We start from the raw sequence: 17,976 nt of genomic DNA, 5'->3' as shown, positions 1-17,976 counted from the left end.
ACCTGTTTGATTGCCGCCCGCGAAATACGGGCGCCATTGTGCGAAATGGCTGGTATTTCGCGGGCTCGCATTGACTTGCGCCAATGGCGGCACATCCCTGTGCCGCGCTATTAACCCGACAATCCTAATTGCCGGGTTAATAGTACGTGGTCGGTCCAATGCGATTTTTTCGAAAATGGTCAGGCTCAAAGTTTGTGGGGTTGAGTAAAGGCCGGCCGGGATATTGAGTCGCTTCTTGATGATGGCGACCAGGGCGATGGCGCCCCGGCGCCCTTCGTTTTTCCCGGTTGGCCCATTACACTGTCGCCATTTGCGTGCTCTGGCACCGCTGATGTCTTCACCTTTGGATCAAGCCCTCGCAACCTTGAACGGCGTCGGGCCGCGCTTGTCCGGGCGCCTGGCGCGTCTGGGTTTGCAGCGCGTGCGGGATTTGTTGTTTCATCTGCCCCTGCGTTATCAGGACCGCACCCGCCTCACGCCTCTGGGGGCGCTGCGTGCCGGGGGTGAAGTGTTGGTGCAGGGGGAAGTGCTGTACGCCGATGTCACCGGCGGCCGCCGTCCCGCGCTGGTGACGCGCCTGGCCGATGGCACGGGCCTGTTGGATTTGCGTTTCTTTCACTACTCCGCCGGCCTCAGAGACTTCTATTCCCGCGGCCGGCATGTTCGTTGTTTTGGCGAGCTGCGCCCCGGCCCCGGCGGGCTGGAAATGGTGCACCCGGAGTGCCGCGCCGTGGATCCGGAGGCGCCCGCTCCTCTGGACGACTGCCTGACCGCGGTGTACCCCACCACCGAAGGCCTGCATCAAAACCGGTTGCGCGGTCTGGTGGCGCAAGCGCTGCGTTGGGTGGACGAGGGTGCCCTGGCGGACTTGCTTCCCGCCGGTCTGTCCGTCACCCGCCACCTGCCCAGTCTGCCGGATGCCCTGCACTACGTTCACGCGCCGCCGCCCGATGCGCCCCTGCACCTGTTGACGGCGGGTTGCCACCCCGCCCAGCAACGGCTGGCCTTCGAAGAGTTGCTGGCCCAGCATTTCAGTCTGCGCCGGCTGCGTGAGCGCGCCACGCGGCGGGAGGCGCCCTCCTTGCGGTCGCCCGGTGCATTGCAGGCCGAATTTGAGCGGCGGCTGCCCTTCGCCCTCACCGGGGCGCAGCGCCGCGTGATCGCCGACATCTGCGCCGATCTGCGAAAGCCCAGCCCCATGCAACGCCTGGTGCAGGGGGATGTTGGCTCTGGCAAAACCGTGGTGGCCGCCGCGGCCGTGTTGCAGGCAGTGGAAGCGGGTTTCCAGGCGGCGGTGATGGCACCCACCGAATTGCTGGCGGAGCAGCATTTGCGCAATTTCAGCGCCTGGCTGACGCCGCTGGGTTTGTCGGTGGCTGGGCTGGTGGGCAAGCTGGGCGCCAAAGCCCGCCGTGAGCTGGGCGCGGCGCTGGCGGTGGGTGAGCTGTCGGTGGTGGTGGGCACCCACGCCCTGTTTCAGGACGGGGTCGAGTTCGCTGCCCTGGGCCTGGTGGTGATCGACGAGCAACACCGCTTCGGTGTCCACCAGCGCCTGGCGCTGTGGGAAAAAGGCCGCGGTGCTCACGGTTATCCCCATCAACTGGTGATGACCGCCACCCCCATTCCCCGCACTCTGGCCATGACCGCCTACGCTGATCTGGACCACTCCGCCATCGACGAACTCCCCCCCGGCCGCACCCCGGTGGAGACCGTGGCCGTGCCTGACAGCCGCCGCATCGAGGTGATCGAACGGGTGCGCGCCGCTTGCGCCGGCGGCCGCCAGGCCTATTGGGTGTGCCCGCTGGTCGAGGAGTCCGAAGCCCTGCAGTGCCAGGCGGCGCAGGACACCGCCGCCGCCCTGCGCCAGGCACTGCCGGAACTGCGGGTGGGGCTGGTTCACGGCCGCCTCAAAGGGGAGGAAAAAGAGGTCGTGATGCAGGCCTTCAAAAGGGGCGATATCGACTTGCTGGTGGCCACCACCGTCATCGAAGTGGGGGTGGATGTGCCCAAGGCCAGCCTGATGGTGATCGACAATGCCGAGCGACTGGGGTTGGCCCAGCTCCACCAGCTGCGTGGCCGCGTGGGCCGGGGCAGCGAGAAAAGCGTGTGCGTGTTGGTGTATCATCCCCCCCTCTCCCGGCAAGGGCGCGCGCGCCTGGGCGCCCTGCGCGACACCCATGACGGCTTCGAAATCGCCCGCCGCGATTTGGAACTGCGCGGTCCCGGCGAGGTGCTGGGTGCGCGTCAAAGCGGCTTGTTGCGCCTGCGCATCGCGGACGTGGTGCGTGACCAGGACTTGCTCCCGGCGGTGGAAGCCGCGGCCCGCGAAATGAAGGCCAGTGCACCCGAGCGCATCGAGCTTTTGATCCAGCGCTGGGTGGGGGATGAGGCTTTGCAGCTGGGGGACGTGTAGTGACGATAAGTGACGCGCGGCGTCAGGTTCCAGCTGCCAACAAACATTGGCCCGAACAAGACATGCTTGCTGAAAAAATAAAACAACGCCAAAGCGGTATCGTCCTGTACGGCATGGTGCCGCCGAAAAAGGGCACGGCGCCGGAAAAGCTCGAGGATATTGCCGCGCGCCAGCTCCGGCGGCTGCAATCTTTGAGCATAGACGGCCTGGTGCTGTACGACATCCAGGATGAGAAATCGAGAACCAAAGAGGAACGACCGTTTCCTTTCATCGAAACTTTGGATTCCTTTTCCTATGCCCAGGAATTTTTGGCGTCCCTCGCCGTTCCGAAAATCATCTATCGCGCGGTGGGGAAATACAGCCGTCCGGCATTGTCGGGCTTTCTCAACAGCATACAGCGGACCGGTGACCTGACGGTTTTCGTCGGCGCTTCGTCCAAGTCGCAATGCGTCACCCTGTCCATCAGCGATGCATACAAACTAAAACAAGAACTCGGCAATGACGTATTGCTGGGCGGCGTGACGATTCCGGAACGGCATGTGGTGAAGCGGGACGAGCATGTCAGAGTGTTCAACAAAATCGCCCGGGGCTGTTCTTTTTTTATTTCCCAGGGGGTGTACGACGTCAACGCGTCGAAAGATTTCCTGTCCGACTACTATTACCATGGGCAGAAGCACAACATTCCGCTGGTGCCCATTATATTCACCCTGACACCGTGCGGCTCGGTCAAAACTTTGCGGTTTATGAAATGGTTGGGGATCAGCATTCCCAGGTGGCTGGAAAACGAATTGGTGCATTCAAAGGACATTTTGCAGCAATCGGTCAGCTTCTCCGCCCAAAACTGGGCCGAGTTAAAAGAGTTTGCGGACGAGAAAAACATTCCCGTCGGCTGCAATATTGAGAGCGTGGCCGTGAGAAAGGTGGAAGTGGAAGCGTCGCTTGAGTTGCTGAAAAAGGTCAGCGGTGTTGCCCTGAAGTGACCACGCTTTCAAAAATCAAACCGCCTCATTGGCGCGGTGAGCCGCTGTGGCGGTCCGCGGACCAATGGCCGCGCAGCATGGCGACTCCGGCCTTGTGGGACTGGTTGTTGGACGCAACATCGCTGACCCGGCGCCTGCAGCATGCCTGCAGCGGCCGCTTTCACGTGCAGGTGCTCCGGCAGTTGCGCCGCCGTCCCGCCTGGAGCGAAGCCCGCGTGCTGGGCATGCGGCGCGGTGAATGCGGCGTGGTGCGGGAAGTGCGCCTGCACTGCAACGATGCACCGTGGGTGTTTGCCCGCACGGTTATCCCCGCCAGTACCTTGAGCGGTGTGCGGCGGCGGCTGGTGCGTTTGGGCAGCCGGCCTTTGGGTGCGGCCCTGTTTGCGCAACGCTCCATGCGGCGGGGACAGGTGCAGGTGGCGCGCCTCATACCGGGCCAGACCATGTTTGAACATGCTGTCCAGGGCTTGGCGCAACGGCCGGATTGTATCTGGGGCCGGCGCTCTGTGTTTTGGATCAAGGGCCGGCCGTTGCTGGTGAGTGAGATCTTTTTGCCGGCGCTGGTGGAACGTCGTGTATAACTTCAATGGAAGTCGAATGGGACCCGAAAAAAAGCCAGGGCCAGCGGGAAGAAACACGGGTTTCATTGCACGCAGTGGCAACGGTGTTTGGTGGCCCCATGGCGGTGACGTTTGACGATCCGGATCATTCCATTGATGAGGCGGGGCTGATTGCTTTCAGTGCGCCGAGGTTCAAGTGTTTGTTGGTGGTTGGCACGCTGGGCGAGGCGAACGGTTTTGCATCATCCGTGCATGTTTGATGACTATTATTAACCCGGCAATCAAACAGGTCGTCCTGACCTGTTTGATTGCCGGGTCAATAAGTACGAGGGACCGATTTATGAAGAAGGGTAAAGGGCAGGCTGGGTTGAGGCGGGAATACGGCAGGGAGGACTTGGGCAAGGCCAGTCGCGGGAAATGTCATGAGGCCTGCAACAACTCCCATAAGCTGGTGTTGGTGGAGCGTGAGGTAGCGAAAGCATTTCCCGATGCGAACGCAGTCAACGAAGCGTTGAAACCGCTGATTAAAGTGGCCAGTGCTGCCACAGGTTACAAATAGTTCGTTTGGCGTCCGGCCGTTTTTATGACCCTTGACCGCCTCCACCAATATGCTCTCCTGATGCGGCTGGACAGGCCCATCGGGATTTTCCTGTTGCTGTGGCCCGCGCTGTGGGCCTTGTGGGTGGCGGCGGAAGGGGTGCCCGATCTTTGGGTGTTGACGGTGTTCGTGCTGGGGGTGGTGCTGATGCGCTCGGCCGGTTGTGTGATCAATGATTACGCCGACCGCAACATCGACCCCCACGTGGCCCGCACCAAAAACCGGCCGTTGGCCGCCGGCCGGGTGTGCCCCAAAGAAGCGCTGCTGTTGTTCGTGGCGCTGTGTCTGACCGCCTTCGCCCTGGTACTCACCCTCAACGCCTACACCATCGCGCTGTCTTTCGGCGGCGCCGCGCTGGCCGCGGTGTATCCTTTCACCAAACGCTACACGCATTTTCCTCAAGTCGTATTGGGCACGGCCTTCGCCTGGGCGGTGCCCATGGCCTTCGCGGCCCAGGCCGGTGCGGTGCCAGGAGTGGCCTGGTGGTTGTTCTTTGCCACCGTGGTGTGGGCCACGGCCTACGACACCATGTACGCCATGGTGGACCGGCCGGATGATGTGAAAATCGGGGTGAAATCCACGGCCGTTTTGTTTGGTGACGCTGATCTCGGCATCATCGCCCTGCTGCAACTGTTGGTGTTGTTGGTGCTGCTCCTGGTGGGCAGCCTGCTGGAGTTGGGCGGGTTTTACTACGCCGGTGTGTTCGCTGCGGCGCTGCTGGCGGGTTATCAACAGCGCCTGATCCGTGGCCGCGAAAGGCCGGCATGCTTCAAGGCATTTTTGAACAACAACTGGTTCGGCGCCGCCGTTTTTTTGGGCCTGGCGTGCCACTACGCGCTGGCCGGACGTTGAGAGGTGACAATGGCTGAGTTGGGGGTGCCGTTTGCGGCCATTCTTGGAGGTTTTGTGATGCTGGCCTGGAGTGCGGACCGCATGGTGTTCGGTGCGTCTGCCACAGCGCGCAACTTTGGCGTCAGCCCCTTGATCATCGGTTTGACCATCGTCGGCTTCGGCACCTCCGCGCCGGAGATGCTGGTGTCCGCGGTGGCGGCCTTTGAGGGCAACCCCGGCCTGGGAATCGGCAATGCCCTGGGTTCCAACATCACCAATATCGGCATGGTCCTGGGGGTGACCGCGCTGGTAGTGCCGCTGACGGTGACGTCGCGGGTGCTGAAGCGCGAGTTGCCCCTGCTGTTGGTCATTATGCTGGCGACGCTGTCGCTGATGCTGGACGGCGGTCTCAGCCGCTGGGACGGTGCGATGCTGATGCTGGGGCTGGTGGCAATATTGATCTGGCTGGTGCGTCTGGCGCGGCGCCCCGATGGCGCCGACCCCATGGCCATGGAATACGAGGCGGAAATCCCCGAACACGTGCCTACCGGGCGTGCCCTGGTGTGGTTGCTGGCGGGCATTGTGTTGCTGTTGCTGAGTTCCCAGGTCTTGGTCTGGGGCGCGGTGGAGGTGGCGGAATATTTCGGCGTCAGCGATCTGGTCATCGGGCTCACCGTCATTGCAATTGGTACCAGCCTGCCGGAGCTGTCCGCCTCCATTGCCAGCGCCCTCAAAGGTGAGCACGACATTGCCATTGGCAATGTGATCGGGTCCAATATGTTCAACCTGCTCGGCGTGCTGGCCATGCCGGGGGTGATCAGGCCCGGCCCTTTCCCCATGGATGTGTTGACCCGGGATTTCCCCATCATGATCGGTCTGACCCTGGTCCTGTTTCTGTCGGCATACGGCATGACCGACCGGGCGCGCATTTCGCGGGTCAAAGGCGGTTTTCTGCTTGGGGCTTTTATGGCCTACCTGGGCTTTTTGTATGTTTCCGCAACGTGAGTGAATTATGGAAACCGTTGAATTGACAGCAACGAAAGTGAAGTGCGGTGGCTGCGCCGCCGCGATCCGCAGCGGTCTCGAGGCGCTGCCCGCCGTGGCGGAGGTGGAGGTGGACGTTGCCAGCGGCCGCGTAACGGTGCGCGGCGAGGGGCTGGACCCGGCCCGCCTGGCGGCCAGGCTGGCCGAATTGGGCTACCCGGTCGCGGCGTGAGCGAGCCGGGTATCTCCTGTCCGGCGCCGCCGGCGGCCCGGCCGCGGGTGGATTTCGCCACGCTGGGCCGGGCGGTGATCGAAACCGAAGCCGCTGCCGTGGCGGCTCTGGCCGGGCGTGTTGATGGTGCATTTTCCCGCGCCTGCGAGCTGATGCTGGTCTGCGAGGGGCGCATCGTGGTCCTGGGCATGGGCAAGTCGGGCCACATCGGCGGCAAGGTCGCCGCCACCCTGGCCAGCACCGGCAGCCCCGCTTTTTTTGTCCACCCCGGTGAGGCCAGCCACGGCGATCTGGGCATGATCACCGCCAAAGACGTGGTGGTGGCTTTTTCCAACTCCGGCGAGACCGGGGAAATCCTCACCATCTTGCCCCTCATCAAACGGCTGGAGGTGCCACTGATTGCACTGACGGGCAATCCCGCCTCCACCCTGGCCCAGGCGGCGGAGGCCCACATCGACGTCAGCGTGGCCCAGGAGGCCTGCCCGCTGGATCTGGCCCCCACCGCCAGCACCACCGCTGCCCTGGCTATGGGTGATGCCCTGGCCATCGCCCTGTTGGAGGCGCGCGGTTTCACCCGGGAAGATTTCGCCCGTTCCCACCCCGGCGGCCGTCTGGGCCGGCGGTTGCTGCTGTTGGTGCAGGATGTGATGCACACTGGCGCCCGGGCGCCGCGGGTGGCGCCAGAGGCCAAGCTCAGCGAAGCCTTGCTGGAAATCACCCAGAAGGGCCTTGGGATGACGGCGGTGATCGACGAGCAGTGCCGGGTGCTGGGGGTGTTCACTGACGGTGATTTGCGCCGCGCCCTGGACCGCGGTGTGGACGTGCACGCCACACCCATCGCCGGTCTCATGACACGCGAGCCCAAAACCATCGGTCCCGGGCAACTGGCAGTGGAAGCCCTGCAACTCATGGAATCCACGGCCATCAATGGCCTGCTGGTGGTGGATGCTGACCACAAACTGGTGGGTGCCCTGAATATGCACGATCTGCTGCGCGCGGGCGTGATGTAAGGGGGGCTGCCATGCACGACGTGAGAGAGCGGGCGGCGGCCGTGCGCCTGGTGATCTTCGATGTAGACGGCGTGCTCACCGACGGCGGTCTGTATTTCGACACCGTCGGCAATGAACACAAGGTGTTCAACTCCCGCGATGGCCACGGTCTGAAGATGCTGCAACAGGGCGGCGTGGACATCGCCGTCATCTCCGGCCGCAGCTCGGAGGCCGTCACACACCGCATGGCCGGCCTTGGTGTTCGACATGTCTATCAGGGCCAGCGCGACAAGCTGCCGCCTTTTCGGGCGGTGCTGGAAAAGTGCCGGCTGGCGCCCGGACAGGTGGCCTATGTGGGCGACGATGTGGTGGATCTGCCCGTCATGTCCCGGGTGGGTCTGGCCGTCGCCGTGGCCGACGCCCACCCCCTGGTGATCCGCCATGCCCATTGGCGCACCCCCAGCCCGGGGGGGCAGGGCGCAGCGCGCGACGTGTGTGAACTCATTCTCGCAGCCCAGGGTCGCCTCGCCCCCATGCTGGCGGCTTACCTGACGGGTGGGGAGGACTGATCTTGCGCTGGAGCCGGGAGAAAGGGCTGCTGGCGGTGTTGGCTGGGTTGCTGTTCATCGGCATCAGCCTGTGGTCACCCCAAAAAAAAGCACCGCCCGCCCCCGGCGCGCGCGCCGGGACCCACCTGGCGGATTTCTTTTTGCGGGACTTCACCACCACCACCATGGGGCCGGACGGCCGGCCCCGCAACCGCCTCAGCGCTGCTGCCATGGTGCATTACGCCGCCGACGACACCTCGGAACTCACCGAGCCCCGCTTCATCGTTTTTCGCGGGGAGGCGCCGCCGTGGCGCATTCGAGCCGGGCAGGGCCGGGTTTCCGCCGGGGGGGAGACGGTGTGGCTCAGCCAGGACGTGCACGTGTCCCGCCATCATCCCGACGGCCGTTTTCTCGATCTCAGCACGAGCGCCATGCGGGTGCTGCCCCAGCGGGAGTATGCCGAGACGGATCAGCCGGTGACGGTGGCCAGCGCCACCGGGGTGACCCAAGCCGTGGGCATGGAAGCGGATTTGAAGGTGGAACAGGTACGGCTGATGGCCGAGGTGCGGGGGTATTATGAGGCACCGTAGGTGGGTATGGGTCTGTGTGCCCGCCCTGCTGGCAGGGCCGGCGTGGGCCCTGTCCAGCGACCGCGAGCAGCCCATCCATATCGAGGCCGATAGCGTGTTGCTGGACGATGCCCGGGGAGTGGCGGTGTACCGTGGCAATGTGCGCTTCACCCAGGGCAGCACCCGTCTCAACGCTGACGAGGTCACCCTCCACAGCGGCAACCGCAAAGAGCTGGACCGGGTGGTCGCCGTGGGTCGGCCCGCCACCTTCCGCCAGCGGCCGGACAAGCAAAAAGAGGAAGTGCGCGGCCAGGCCATGCGCATCGACTACAGCACCACCGACGCCGTGGTGGTGCTCACCGAACAGGCCCGTTTGTGGCAGGCGGGGAACGAATTCAGCGGCCATCGTATTGAGTACGAAACGCTCAAGGAAACCGTCAAAGGCTACAAAAAGCCGGACGGCGGGGAACGTGTTCACGTGATCATCCAGCCCCGTCTCAGGAACGAGGCGGGTGACCCTCCGTGAGCCGGCTCGAGGCCGAAAACCTGAGCAAGCGCTACCGGGGCCGGCAGGTGGTGAACGGGGTCTCGCTGGCGGTGTCCAGCGGTGAGGTGGTGGGTCTGCTGGGGCCCAATGGCGCGGGCAAAACCACCTGTTTTTACATGATCGTGGGCCTGGTGCCCGGCAATGGTGGCCGCATCGTGCTGGACGGGCGCGACCTCACCCCTCTCGCCATGCACGTCCGGGCCCGTCTGGGCATCGGCTACCTGCCCCAGGAAGCCTCGGTCTTCCGCAAACTCACCGTGGCGGAAAACGTCCTGGCCATCCTCGAAACCCTGCCCGGCCTGACCAAGACCGCCCGGCGCCAACGCCTGGACGAGGTGCTTCACGAGCTGCACATCGGCCATCTGCGCAACAGCTTGGGGATGAGCCTGTCCGGCGGCGAGCGCCGCCGTCTGGAAATTGCCCGTGCCCTGGCCACCCGGCCGCGGTTCATTCTGCTGGACGAGCCGTTTGCCGGGGTGGACCCTATCTCCGTGGTGGACATTCAGCGTATCATTGCGCACCTGCAGGATTTGGGCATAGGCGTGCTGATCACCGATCACAATGTGCGCGAGACTTTAGGGATTTGCGAACGCGCCTATATTGTCAATGAGGGGCGGGTTATCGCCGCCGGCGCACCGGATGAGGTGTTGGCAGACGAGCGGGTGCGGGAGGTGTATCTGGGACACCATTTCACCTTGTGAGGGAGGCACGCCCCTCCCCCCATAATGCGGTAAACTATGTGTAATTTTTCCAAAGCGGGTGGACGCTTACCCATTGAACGTCTCATAAAATGAAGCAGTCGCTCCAATTACGGCTAGGGCAGCATCTCACCATGACGCCCCAGCTGCAGCAGGCCATCCGCCTGTTGCAATTGTCCACCCTGGAACTCAAGGCCGAAGTCCAAGAAGCCCTGGAGAGCAATCCCATGCTGGATCTCTCCGAGGAAGCCGAGGCCGAACAGTCCGGCACCCCCACGGCGGACAGCGGCGCCGGTACATCCCAGTCCCCATCCCAGTCCGACCCGGGCAACAGCGACAGCGCCGGGGGCACAGAGGCAGCCGCATCCTCTGAGATGGCCTCCGAGATTCCGGAAGACCTTCCCGTGGACACCAGCTGGGAAGACGTCTATGACACCGGCGGCACCGTGGGGCCGGCGCCTTCCAGCGCCGGCAGCGACTCCGATATGCGCGGCATCGAAGTGCAGGGCAGCGCCTCGGAAAGCCTCAAAGACCACTTGCTGTGGCAGCTGGACCTCACGCCCTTTTCCGATCTGGACCGCATGGTCGCCGAAGCCCTGGTGGATGCCATCAACGAAGACGGCTATTTGTCCTTGTCTCTGGAAGAGTTGCACCAGGGCCTGGTGGAGCAAGGCCATGATTTGGAGCTGGATGAAGTGGAAGCGGTGCTGCACCGCATTCAAAATTTCGACCCGCCCGGCGTGGCAGCGCGCGATTTGCGTGAATGTCTCCTCCTCCAGCTCAAGCAGCTCCCTTCCGCGACGCCCTGGCTCAAACAGGCCCTGTCGCTGGTGGGGGAGCACCTGCATCTGCTGGGCAGCCGCGATTTCAACCAACTGATGCGGCGTATGAAGCTGGCACAGAGCGACCTGGAGTCCGTGCTGCACCTGATCCAGTCGCTCAATCCCCGCCCTGGCGGCAGCGTCAGCCAGGAAGCGGCCGAATACGTGGTCCCCGATGTCATCGTACGCAAACACCGCGGCGCCTGGCGGGTGGAGCTCAATGAAGAGGCCATGCCCCGCCTGCGCATCAACAATCACTACGCCAGTCTGGTGCGCCGCGCCGATACCAGCAGCGACAACACCTATCTGAAAAACCAGCTGCAAGAAGCGCGCTGGTTCATCAAAAGCCTGCAAAGCCGTCACGAAACCCTGCTCAAAGTCGCCTCCTGCATCGTCGGGCGCCAGCGGGGTTTTCTGGAGCACGGCGAAGAGGCCATGCAGCCTTTGGTTCTGCACGACGTGGCGGAGGAGGTGGGCATGCATGAATCCACCATTTCCCGCGTCACCAACAAAAAGTACATGATGACGCCGCGGGGCATCTTCGAGTTGAAATACTTTTTCTCCAGCCACGTGGGGACTGCCAGCGGCGGCGCCTGTTCGGCCACGGCCATCCGCGCCCTGATTAAAAAGCTGGTCGCCGCGGAGAGTCCCCGCAAGCCCCTGAGCGACAGCAAGATTGCCGCGATCCTGTCGGATCAAGGTATTAACGTGGCGCGGCGGACGGTGGCCAAATATCGCGAGGCCATGTCCATTCCGCCATCCAATGAACGTAAACGACTTGTCTGATAAGCAGATAGAAGAAGGGCACAACTTATGCAAATCCAACTTTCCGGACATCACATGGACATCACGCCGGCGCTGCGTCAGTATGTGGAGGAAAAGATGGACCGGCTGGCGCGTCATGTGGAAGGCGTGGGCAAGGTTCACGTGGTGCTCAGCGTGGAAAAACAACGACAACGTTCTGAAGCCACCATCCACATGCAGCGGGGTACCGTGTTCGCCGATTCCGAGGCGGAAGACATGTACGCTTCCATCGACGCCCTGGTGGACAAGCTGGATCGGCAGATTCTGAAGCAAAAAGAAAAAAACACCGATTACCGCAGTGGGGTGGCGCGCTGAGTGGCGGGTACCGGCTCTGGCGTCGCGCCTTCTAGGGAGGTCTGTGGGCTATGGAGATCACGGAGCTTATCACCCCCGAACGGGTCGCTTGTGGGGAAGCTGCGGGCAGCAAGAAAAAAGCGCTGGAAATCATCAGCGCGCTGATCGCCCGCGCTGACAGCCGTTTGGTGGAAACAGAGATTTTTGATGCCCTGGTGGCGCGTGAGCGTCTGGGAAGTACCGGTCTGGGTCATGGGGTGGCCTTGCCCCACGGGCGCCTGGCCAGCCTGGACCGCACCCTGGGCGCCTTTGTGCGCCTGGATACGGGGGTGGACTTTGACGCTGCGGACCGCCAGCCGGTGGATTTGCTTTTTGCCATGGTGGTTCCCGAAGCGTCCACCGAGGAGCATCTGCAGATCCTGGCCAAGCTGGCGCGGATGTTTGGCGACCCCGTGTTTCGCCAGCGCCTGCGCGAGGCGCCGGGCACTGCCGAAGCCTACCAGCTGCTGACCCGGGGCGCGGCGGAACGGGTGCTGCCTGCGGCGGCGCCCCATGGCTGATTGATCTGGCCGCGCTCTTGGCGGCCGCCCCCCCTGGACGGAAGCCGGCGCAGCTCATTGACTTTGAACAGCAGCGATCTCTCCAGGCAGCGCTACGCGTCCGCTGATCCCGGCGCGGCGGCGGTGCGTCCCGGCGTGCTTGTCGAAGTGGCGGGCTGTGGGGTGTGGATCAGCGGCGAAAGCGGTGTGGGCAAAAGCGAGCTGGCGCTGGCGCTGTTGGAGCGGGGTCATCGTCTGGTGGCCGATGATGCCATTGAGTTTCAGCGCAGTGATCACGCCGCCCTGCTGGCGCGCCCCCCGGGGGCGTTGCGCGATTTGCTGGAAGTGCGCGGTCTGGGAGTGATCAATGTGCGGGAGCTGTTTGGTGGTCAGGCGCTGTTGCCGGTGGCCACCGTTCACCTGGCGGTGCGGCTGCTGCGCCCCGCGGCCGGGCAATGGCAGGACTGGGAACGTTTGCAGCCGCAGCGGGACCAACTGAGACTGTTGGGGGTGATGGTGCCGCGCGTGACCCTGCCCGTGGCAGCGGGGCGGCCTCTTCCTTTGTTGCTGGAGACCTTGGTGCGCCTGGAGCGCGCGGCGGCCAGCCTGTTGCACGGCAGACGCAGGCAAGGCGGGGAATTATGAGACTGGTCATCGTCAGTGGCTTGTCCGGTTCGGGCAAAACCATCGTGCTGCAGGCCTTGGAAGACCTGGGCTTGTATTGCATTGACAATCTTCCCACCAGTTTGCTGCCGGCTTTCGCCGAACACTTGCAACAACTCTCGCCGGAACACGAGGATGCGGCGGTGGGCATTGACGCGCGCAATCCCAGCGAAGATTTCGCCCGCTTTGACGACGTGTTGCAGCAGCTCAAGGCCCAGGGTTTCCAGTGCGAAATTCTGTTCGTGGGGGCGGAAGAAAGCGTTTTGCTCAAGCGCTTCAGCGAAACCCGTCGCAAGCACCCTTTAAGCGGTCCCGATACGCCTCTGGAAGAAGCCATCCGCACCGAACGCCGCCTGCTTGGCCCGGTGGCCGCCAGTGCCGACTGGCGCATCGACACCAGCCGCAACACCGTGCACCAGTTGCGCGAGCTGGTGCACGAGCGCATGGCCGGGGGGCATGAAGCCCTGTCGCTGCTGTTTTTGTCTTTTGGTTTCAAAAACGGCATACCCCTGGGGGCTGATTTCGTCTTTGATGTGCGCTGCCTGCCCAACCCTCATTGGGAGCCCCGTTTGCGTCATCTCACCGGGCGGGACGCCGATGTGGTGGATTATCTGGCCCAGCACGAGTCGGTAAGCCGCATGTTCGCCACCATCCGCGGGGTGATGGAAGAGTGGATTCCCTGCTTCGAAAAAGAACACCGCAGCTACATGACCGTGGCCGTGGGCTGCACCGGAGGGCATCACCGCTCCGTCTACCTGGTGGAACAACTGGCGGCCCATTTCGCCGAGCGGCGCGCTCATGTGCTGGCCCGCCATCGGGAGCTGTGTTAGCGCGGGTTTCAGCGATGGTCGGTCTGTTGTTAATCACCCACAATCAAATCGGCGAGGCGCTGATGGAAAGCGCCACCCACATGCTGGGCATGTGCCCGCTGCTGGCCGGCGTGATGCCTGTGGCCGGGGACTGCGAACCCGAATTGCTGCTGGCCCGGGCGCGTGAGCGGGTCGCCCGGCTGGACAGCGGTGACGGTGTGTTGGTACTGACAGACATGTACGGCTCCACGCCCAGCAATATCGCCTCCAGCCTGGCGGACGGCGATCGCGTGAAGGTCATCAGCGGCGTCAATCTGCCCATGTTGGTGCGGGTGATGAACTATCCGGAACTGAGCCTGGCGGATCTGGCGGTCAAAGCGGAAACCGGAGGGCGGGACGGCATTTTCCACTGCCTGTCGTAGTGCGGAATCCCATGATACGTGTGGAAGTCACCATCGTTAACAAGCTCGGCCTGCACGCCCGTGCCGCGGCGAAATTCGTGACCACCGCGTCCGCCTTCCAATGCCGGATACACGTGCTGCGGGGCGAGCAGGTGGTCAACGGCAAAAGCATCATGGGTCTGATGATGTTGGCGGCTGCCCGGGGGACGACCCTGTGCATCATCGCCGACGGCAACGACGAACAGGCTGCCGTCCGGCGCCTGGAAAAACTGGTCGCGGACCGTTTCGGCGAAGCGGAGTAAGGTCGCCGTTCTCTCCATCGCGGTTGGGGCTCCGCCGAACCGGCGTGATCCTGCCCCGTTGAACACGTGCTGGCTCGGCCGGTCCAAGCGGGTCGGTCCGTCTTCCGCTGCGCCGATCCGCTATCATCATCGGCGCGAAATCACTATCTGACCCATTGCTTGCAAGAGGTGGCCATGCCGGAATCCCCAGAGCGCGCCCACAGCCAGGAGCATCTGCGCAGCTTTACCGAAGCCCTGGAAAGCGGCGCGCTGAACAGCGTGCGGCGCATGCTCAACGGCTTGTATCCCGCCGAAATCGCCCATCTCCTGGAGTCCCTGCCAGCGGAGGAACGCGAACTGGCCTGGGAATTGGTCAGCCCGGACCTGGAAGGCGACGTGCTGCTCCATTTGAGCGATGACGTGCGCAGCGGCCTGATCAAGGAGATGGCCCCCCACGAACTGGTGGCGGCCAGCGAACATCTCGAAACCGACGACCTTGTCGACTTCATCCAGGATTTGCCCGCGGCGGTGGTGGAGGAAGTGCTGCGCTCCATGAACGCGCAAGACCGCGAGCGGGTGGAGGCCGTGCTGTCCTACGACGAGGACACTGCCGGCGGCCTCATGAACACCGACACCCTGACCGTGCGGCCCGACGTGACCCTGGACGTGGTGCTGCGCTACTTGCGCTGGCGCGGCGAGATTCCCGAGATGACCGACAGCCTCATCGTCGTGAAGCGGGACGACACCTACCTGGGCTTGTTGTCCCTCACCGATCTGCTCACCCAGGAACCCGCCCACATGGTCAGTGAAGTCATGACCACCGACGTGGAACCTATTGAAGCGCACCAGTCCGCCAGCGACGTGGCCGCCCTGTTCGAGCATCGCGACCTGGTGTCGGCGCCGGTGGTGGATGAACAGGGCCGGTTGTTGGGCCGCATCACGGTTGACGACGTGGTGGACGTCATCCGCCAGGAAGCTGATCACTCCCTCATGAGCATGGCGGGTCTGTCAGAAGAAGAGGACATGTTCGCTCCCGTCCCCCAAAGCGCCCGGCGCCGGGCCGTCTGGCTGGGGGTGAATTTGGGCACGGCCTTTCTCGCCTCCTGGGTCATCGGCCTGTTTGAAGCCACCATCCAGCAAGTGGTGGCCCTGGCCGTACTCATGCCCATTGTCGCCAGCATGGGCGGCATCGCCGGCAGCCAGACCCTGACCCTGGTCATCCGTGGCATCGCCCTGGGCCAGATCAGCGCCGCCAACGCCTGGGACTTGTTCAAAAAGGAGCTGGCGGTGGGTGCCCTCAACGGCCTGCTGTGGGCGCTGGTGGTGGGTTTGGTGGCCCTGGTCTGGTTTGGAGATGTTGCCATTGGCGCCATCATCGCCCTGGCCATGGTCACCAACCTCATTATCGCCGCCGTCGCCGGCGCCACCATTCCCCTGTTGCTCAGGCGGCTGGGAGTGGACCCGGCCCTGGCCGGCTCGGTGGTGCTGACCACGGTCACCGATGTGGTGGGATTCATGGTGTTTCTGGGGACAGCCACCGTGGTATTGCTGTGAGCTGCTGTCAGCGGCCCGGCGCCGCCCAGCGGGGAACCTGCTGCATGGCGTGCCCCAGGGCCCGTTCCCGGTCGCGATAGTCCGGCGCGAAGGTAGCCACCAGCGCCCAATAGCGGGGCGAATGGTTCAGGTGCACCGTGTGGCACAACTCGTGGATGAACAAATACCGCACCAGCTCCGGTTCCAGGAACAGCAGGTTGCGGTTGAGGCTGATGTGGTGGCGCGCCGAGCAACTGCCCCAGCGGGTCTTCTGCGCCCGTACTGTCACCTTGGCATAAGGCAGACCCAGCTCGCGGCTCAGCCGTTCCAACCGCGGAGGCAGGGCCGCTTTGGCCTGCCGGCTGAGCCAGGCCTGCAGCAGGGCGCGTTGGGTGGCGGAACTGCCGGCCGGCACTTGCAAGGTGGCGGCGGTGGCTGCCAAGCGGTCCCGGCAGGAGGCCGTGGCGCTCTCGTAGCGCACGTCCCAGACCCTGTCCAGGGCGGGCAGAGCGATGCGCGTGGGCAACAGTTCGGTTTTTCCGGGCGGGGCGATTCCTGCCAGCGTCTCCCGCAACCAGGCGGCGTGCCGGGCCACAAAGGCATCGCCATGGCGGGGGTCCATCCGCCGGGGCACCACCACCACCACTTCGCCGTAGCCCGACACTTTCAGCTGCAAGCGCTTGGCGCGGGCACTGATACGGACGGTGTAAGGAGGCAGCTCGGTCATGGTGCCATTGTCGCGGCCGGCGACTTTCTGTCAAGCGTGACAACACCGCCCGGAAACGCCACCTTCCGGCATGGTCACGAAGCAGATCGAATGTGCAGAAAAACATGGACGAAGGCGCCCAAGCCATGAGCGCTCATTCCACACCGCCATCTTTCACGGCCGCCAGCAGACAGCAGGGCTGGTGGTTCTCGGCATACACCGGGCCTTGGTCAGCAGCCCTTGCCGAGGCGGAAATAGCCGAGACGTCCCAGCCCGCCGGCGATCCAGTCGCAGAGAGCCTCTTGACTTGGCACCTCAAAACCGAGGGGGGTGTGCCCTTGAAAAAGGCGCGGATCTGCTCCATGTACTGGAGCCCGTGGGTCTTGAGTGTGACGATCACCCTCCGATGGTCCCAAACCCAGACCCCTTCAGGCTCATGTCTCGTTGGAAGAGGTTTTTGGTTGACGTTCACCCTGAAAGCTCGCATAATGCCCCGCTTAGCTATAACCGTATTCGTCTAAGGAGCATCCCTTGGCCAATTCTGCACAAGCCCGCAAGCGCGCCCGTCAGGCCGAAGTACGCCGGCAACGCAATGCAGCGGATCGCACCCAGGTACGTGGCGCCATCAAGAAGGTCGTTCTTGCCGTTGAAGCAGGTGACAAGGACAAGGCGCAGGCTGCCTACCTCGCCGCCGTCCCTGTGATCGACCATATGGCGCGTAAGGGTATTATTCACAAGAACAAGGCGGCTCGTCACAAGAGCCGCTTGAACCAGCATATCCGGGGTTTGGGCGCGTAAGCCAGTTTGTCTTGCCTCGCAAAAAAGCCGACGCTTGCGTCGGCTTTTTTTATAGCGTCGCGCCTGACATGCAGCGCCGTGACTGGGGGTGCGCTCCGGGCTGGGGGCTGACGTGGGGGTGGATGCCCCCTTCCCGGCCCGGCAGCCGGAGAGCCGGAAACGGGTGGTGTGAGAGGACGGCGGGTGTAAGCCCGCCTCCTGCTCGACCGGATACTTATGCAACGACGATTTAAGTTATTAACCCGGCAATCAAACAGGTCGTCCTGACCTGTTTGATTGCCGCCCGCGAAATACGGGCGCCATTGTGCGAAATGGCTGGTATTTCGCGGGCTCGCATTGACTTGCGCCAATGGCGGCACATCCCTGTGCCGCGCTATT

General features: G+C 63.6%; 23 protein-coding genes. 22 read left to right on the top strand and 1 reads right to left on the bottom strand.

The genetic code is table 11. From position 1 onward, the window contains the following. Positions 1 to 331 precede the first annotated feature (331 nt). The 21 genes from recG (at position 332) to mgtE (ending at position 16,115) form a co-directional block, all read left to right on the top strand. Positions 332 to 2,413 carry an ATP-dependent DNA helicase RecG gene (gene recG, locus ENJ19_07830; GenBank protein HHM05636.1) on the top strand — a complete coding sequence of 694 codons (2,082 nt, stop codon included), beginning with the start codon at positions 332 to 334 and terminating at the stop codon, positions 2,411 to 2,413. Positions 2,414 to 2,475: 62 nt separating this feature from the next. Then, complete coding sequence (locus ENJ19_07825) at positions 2,476 to 3,393, top strand: 5,10-methylenetetrahydrofolate reductase (protein HHM05635.1); 918 nt, start codon at positions 2,476 to 2,478, stop codon at positions 3,391 to 3,393. 77 nt (positions 3,394 to 3,470) lie between these two features. Then, positions 3,471 to 3,974: a chorismate lyase gene (locus ENJ19_07820; protein HHM05634.1), complete on the top strand. Its 504-nt coding sequence runs from the start codon at positions 3,471 to 3,473 to the stop codon at positions 3,972 to 3,974. A gap of 5 nt (positions 3,975 to 3,979) precedes the next feature. Further along, positions 3,980 to 4,213, top strand: coding sequence for a BrnT family toxin (locus ENJ19_07815; GenBank protein HHM05633.1), 234 nt, complete (start codon positions 3,980 to 3,982; stop codon positions 4,211 to 4,213). An 80-nt stretch (positions 4,214 to 4,293) separates the two neighbouring features. Beyond that, positions 4,294 to 4,512, top strand: a complete 219-nt coding sequence (locus ENJ19_07810) for a hypothetical protein (GenBank protein HHM05632.1) — start codon at positions 4,294 to 4,296, stop codon at positions 4,510 to 4,512. Between the two features lie 24 nt (positions 4,513 to 4,536). After that, on the top strand, positions 4,537 to 5,403 hold the full coding sequence (locus ENJ19_07805; GenBank protein HHM05631.1) for a 4-hydroxybenzoate octaprenyltransferase: 867 nt from the start codon (positions 4,537 to 4,539) through the stop codon (positions 5,401 to 5,403). A gap of 9 nt (positions 5,404 to 5,412) precedes the next feature. Then, the gene (locus ENJ19_07800) at positions 5,413 to 6,387 is read left to right on the top strand and encodes a calcium/sodium antiporter (GenBank protein HHM05630.1); all 975 of its coding nucleotides are present in this window, start codon (positions 5,413 to 5,415) and stop codon (positions 6,385 to 6,387) included. Positions 6,388 to 6,394: 7 nt separating this feature from the next. Beyond that, on the top strand, positions 6,395 to 6,598 hold the full coding sequence (locus ENJ19_07795; protein HHM05629.1) for a copper chaperone: 204 nt from the start codon (positions 6,395 to 6,397) through the stop codon (positions 6,596 to 6,598). Between the two features lie 152 nt (positions 6,599 to 6,750). Further along, complete coding sequence (locus ENJ19_07790; GenBank protein ID HHM05628.1) at positions 6,751 to 7,608, top strand: KpsF/GutQ family sugar-phosphate isomerase; 858 nt, start codon at positions 6,751 to 6,753, stop codon at positions 7,606 to 7,608. Positions 7,609 to 7,619: 11 nt separating this feature from the next. After that, complete coding sequence (kdsC, locus tag ENJ19_07785) at positions 7,620 to 8,156, top strand: 3-deoxy-manno-octulosonate-8-phosphatase KdsC (protein HHM05627.1); 537 nt, start codon at positions 7,620 to 7,622, stop codon at positions 8,154 to 8,156. After that, entirely contained in the window at positions 8,153 to 8,725 is a 573-nt protein-coding gene (gene lptC / locus ENJ19_07780) for an LPS export ABC transporter periplasmic protein LptC (protein HHM05626.1), read from the top strand. The genes kdsC and lptC overlap by 4 nt, the downstream gene beginning before the upstream one ends. Further along, positions 8,712 to 9,230, top strand: a complete 519-nt coding sequence (gene lptA / locus ENJ19_07775; protein HHM05625.1) for a lipopolysaccharide transport periplasmic protein LptA — start codon at positions 8,712 to 8,714, stop codon at positions 9,228 to 9,230. The genes lptC and lptA overlap by 14 nt, the downstream gene beginning before the upstream one ends. Further along, positions 9,227 to 9,952 (top strand): LPS export ABC transporter ATP-binding protein, encoded by a 726-nt coding sequence (gene lptB / locus ENJ19_07770; GenBank protein HHM05624.1) that lies wholly within the window; start codon positions 9,227 to 9,229, stop codon positions 9,950 to 9,952. The genes lptA and lptB overlap by 4 nt, the downstream gene beginning before the upstream one ends. Before the next feature lie 89 nt (positions 9,953 to 10,041). Next, complete coding sequence (locus ENJ19_07765) at positions 10,042 to 11,556, top strand: RNA polymerase factor sigma-54 (GenBank protein HHM05623.1); 1,515 nt, start codon at positions 10,042 to 10,044, stop codon at positions 11,554 to 11,556. Between the two features lie 27 nt (positions 11,557 to 11,583). Continuing rightward, entirely contained in the window at positions 11,584 to 11,889 is a 306-nt protein-coding gene (raiA, locus tag ENJ19_07760) for a ribosome-associated translation inhibitor RaiA (GenBank protein HHM05622.1), read from the top strand. A gap of 50 nt (positions 11,890 to 11,939) precedes the next feature. Further along, a complete protein-coding gene (gene ptsN, locus ENJ19_07755) occupies positions 11,940 to 12,428 on the top strand; it encodes a PTS IIA-like nitrogen-regulatory protein PtsN (GenBank protein HHM05621.1) in 489 nt (162 codons plus the stop codon). Further along, the gene (locus ENJ19_07750) at positions 12,429 to 13,052 is read left to right on the top strand and encodes a hypothetical protein (GenBank protein HHM05620.1); all 624 of its coding nucleotides are present in this window, start codon (positions 12,429 to 12,431) and stop codon (positions 13,050 to 13,052) included. After that, a complete protein-coding gene (gene rapZ, locus ENJ19_07745) occupies positions 13,049 to 13,900 on the top strand; it encodes an RNase adapter RapZ (GenBank protein ID HHM05619.1) in 852 nt (283 codons plus the stop codon). Before ENJ19_07750 ends, rapZ begins: the two co-directional genes overlap by 4 nt. Positions 13,901 to 13,914: 14 nt before the next feature. Further along, a complete protein-coding gene (locus tag ENJ19_07740) occupies positions 13,915 to 14,301 on the top strand; it encodes a PTS sugar transporter subunit IIA (protein ID HHM05618.1) in 387 nt (128 codons plus the stop codon). A gap of 11 nt (positions 14,302 to 14,312) precedes the next feature. Beyond that, the gene (locus tag ENJ19_07735) at positions 14,313 to 14,582 is read left to right on the top strand and encodes an HPr family phosphocarrier protein (protein ID HHM05617.1); all 270 of its coding nucleotides are present in this window, start codon (positions 14,313 to 14,315) and stop codon (positions 14,580 to 14,582) included. A gap of 174 nt (positions 14,583 to 14,756) precedes the next feature. Further along, complete coding sequence (gene mgtE / locus ENJ19_07730) at positions 14,757 to 16,115, top strand: magnesium transporter (GenBank protein HHM05616.1); 1,359 nt, start codon at positions 14,757 to 14,759, stop codon at positions 16,113 to 16,115. 7 nt (positions 16,116 to 16,122) lie between these two features. Here the strand turns inward: mgtE and ENJ19_07725 are convergent, their stop codons facing one another. Further along, positions 16,123 to 16,821: a M48 family peptidase gene (locus ENJ19_07725; GenBank protein ID HHM05615.1), complete on the bottom strand. Its 699-nt coding sequence runs from the start codon at positions 16,819 to 16,821 to the stop codon at positions 16,123 to 16,125. Between the two features lie 510 nt (positions 16,822 to 17,331). Here ENJ19_07725 and ENJ19_07720 point away from each other — a divergent pair. Further along, positions 17,332 to 17,598, top strand: a complete 267-nt coding sequence (locus ENJ19_07720) for a 30S ribosomal protein S20 (protein HHM05614.1) — start codon at positions 17,332 to 17,334, stop codon at positions 17,596 to 17,598. Positions 17,599 to 17,976: the final 378 nt, after the last annotated feature.

The sequence above is a fragment of the Gammaproteobacteria bacterium genome (assembly GCA_011375345.1).
Classification (GTDB): domain Bacteria; phylum Pseudomonadota; class Gammaproteobacteria; order DRLM01; family DRLM01; genus DRLM01.
This window is presented reverse-complemented; position numbering and strand designations above follow the sequence as displayed.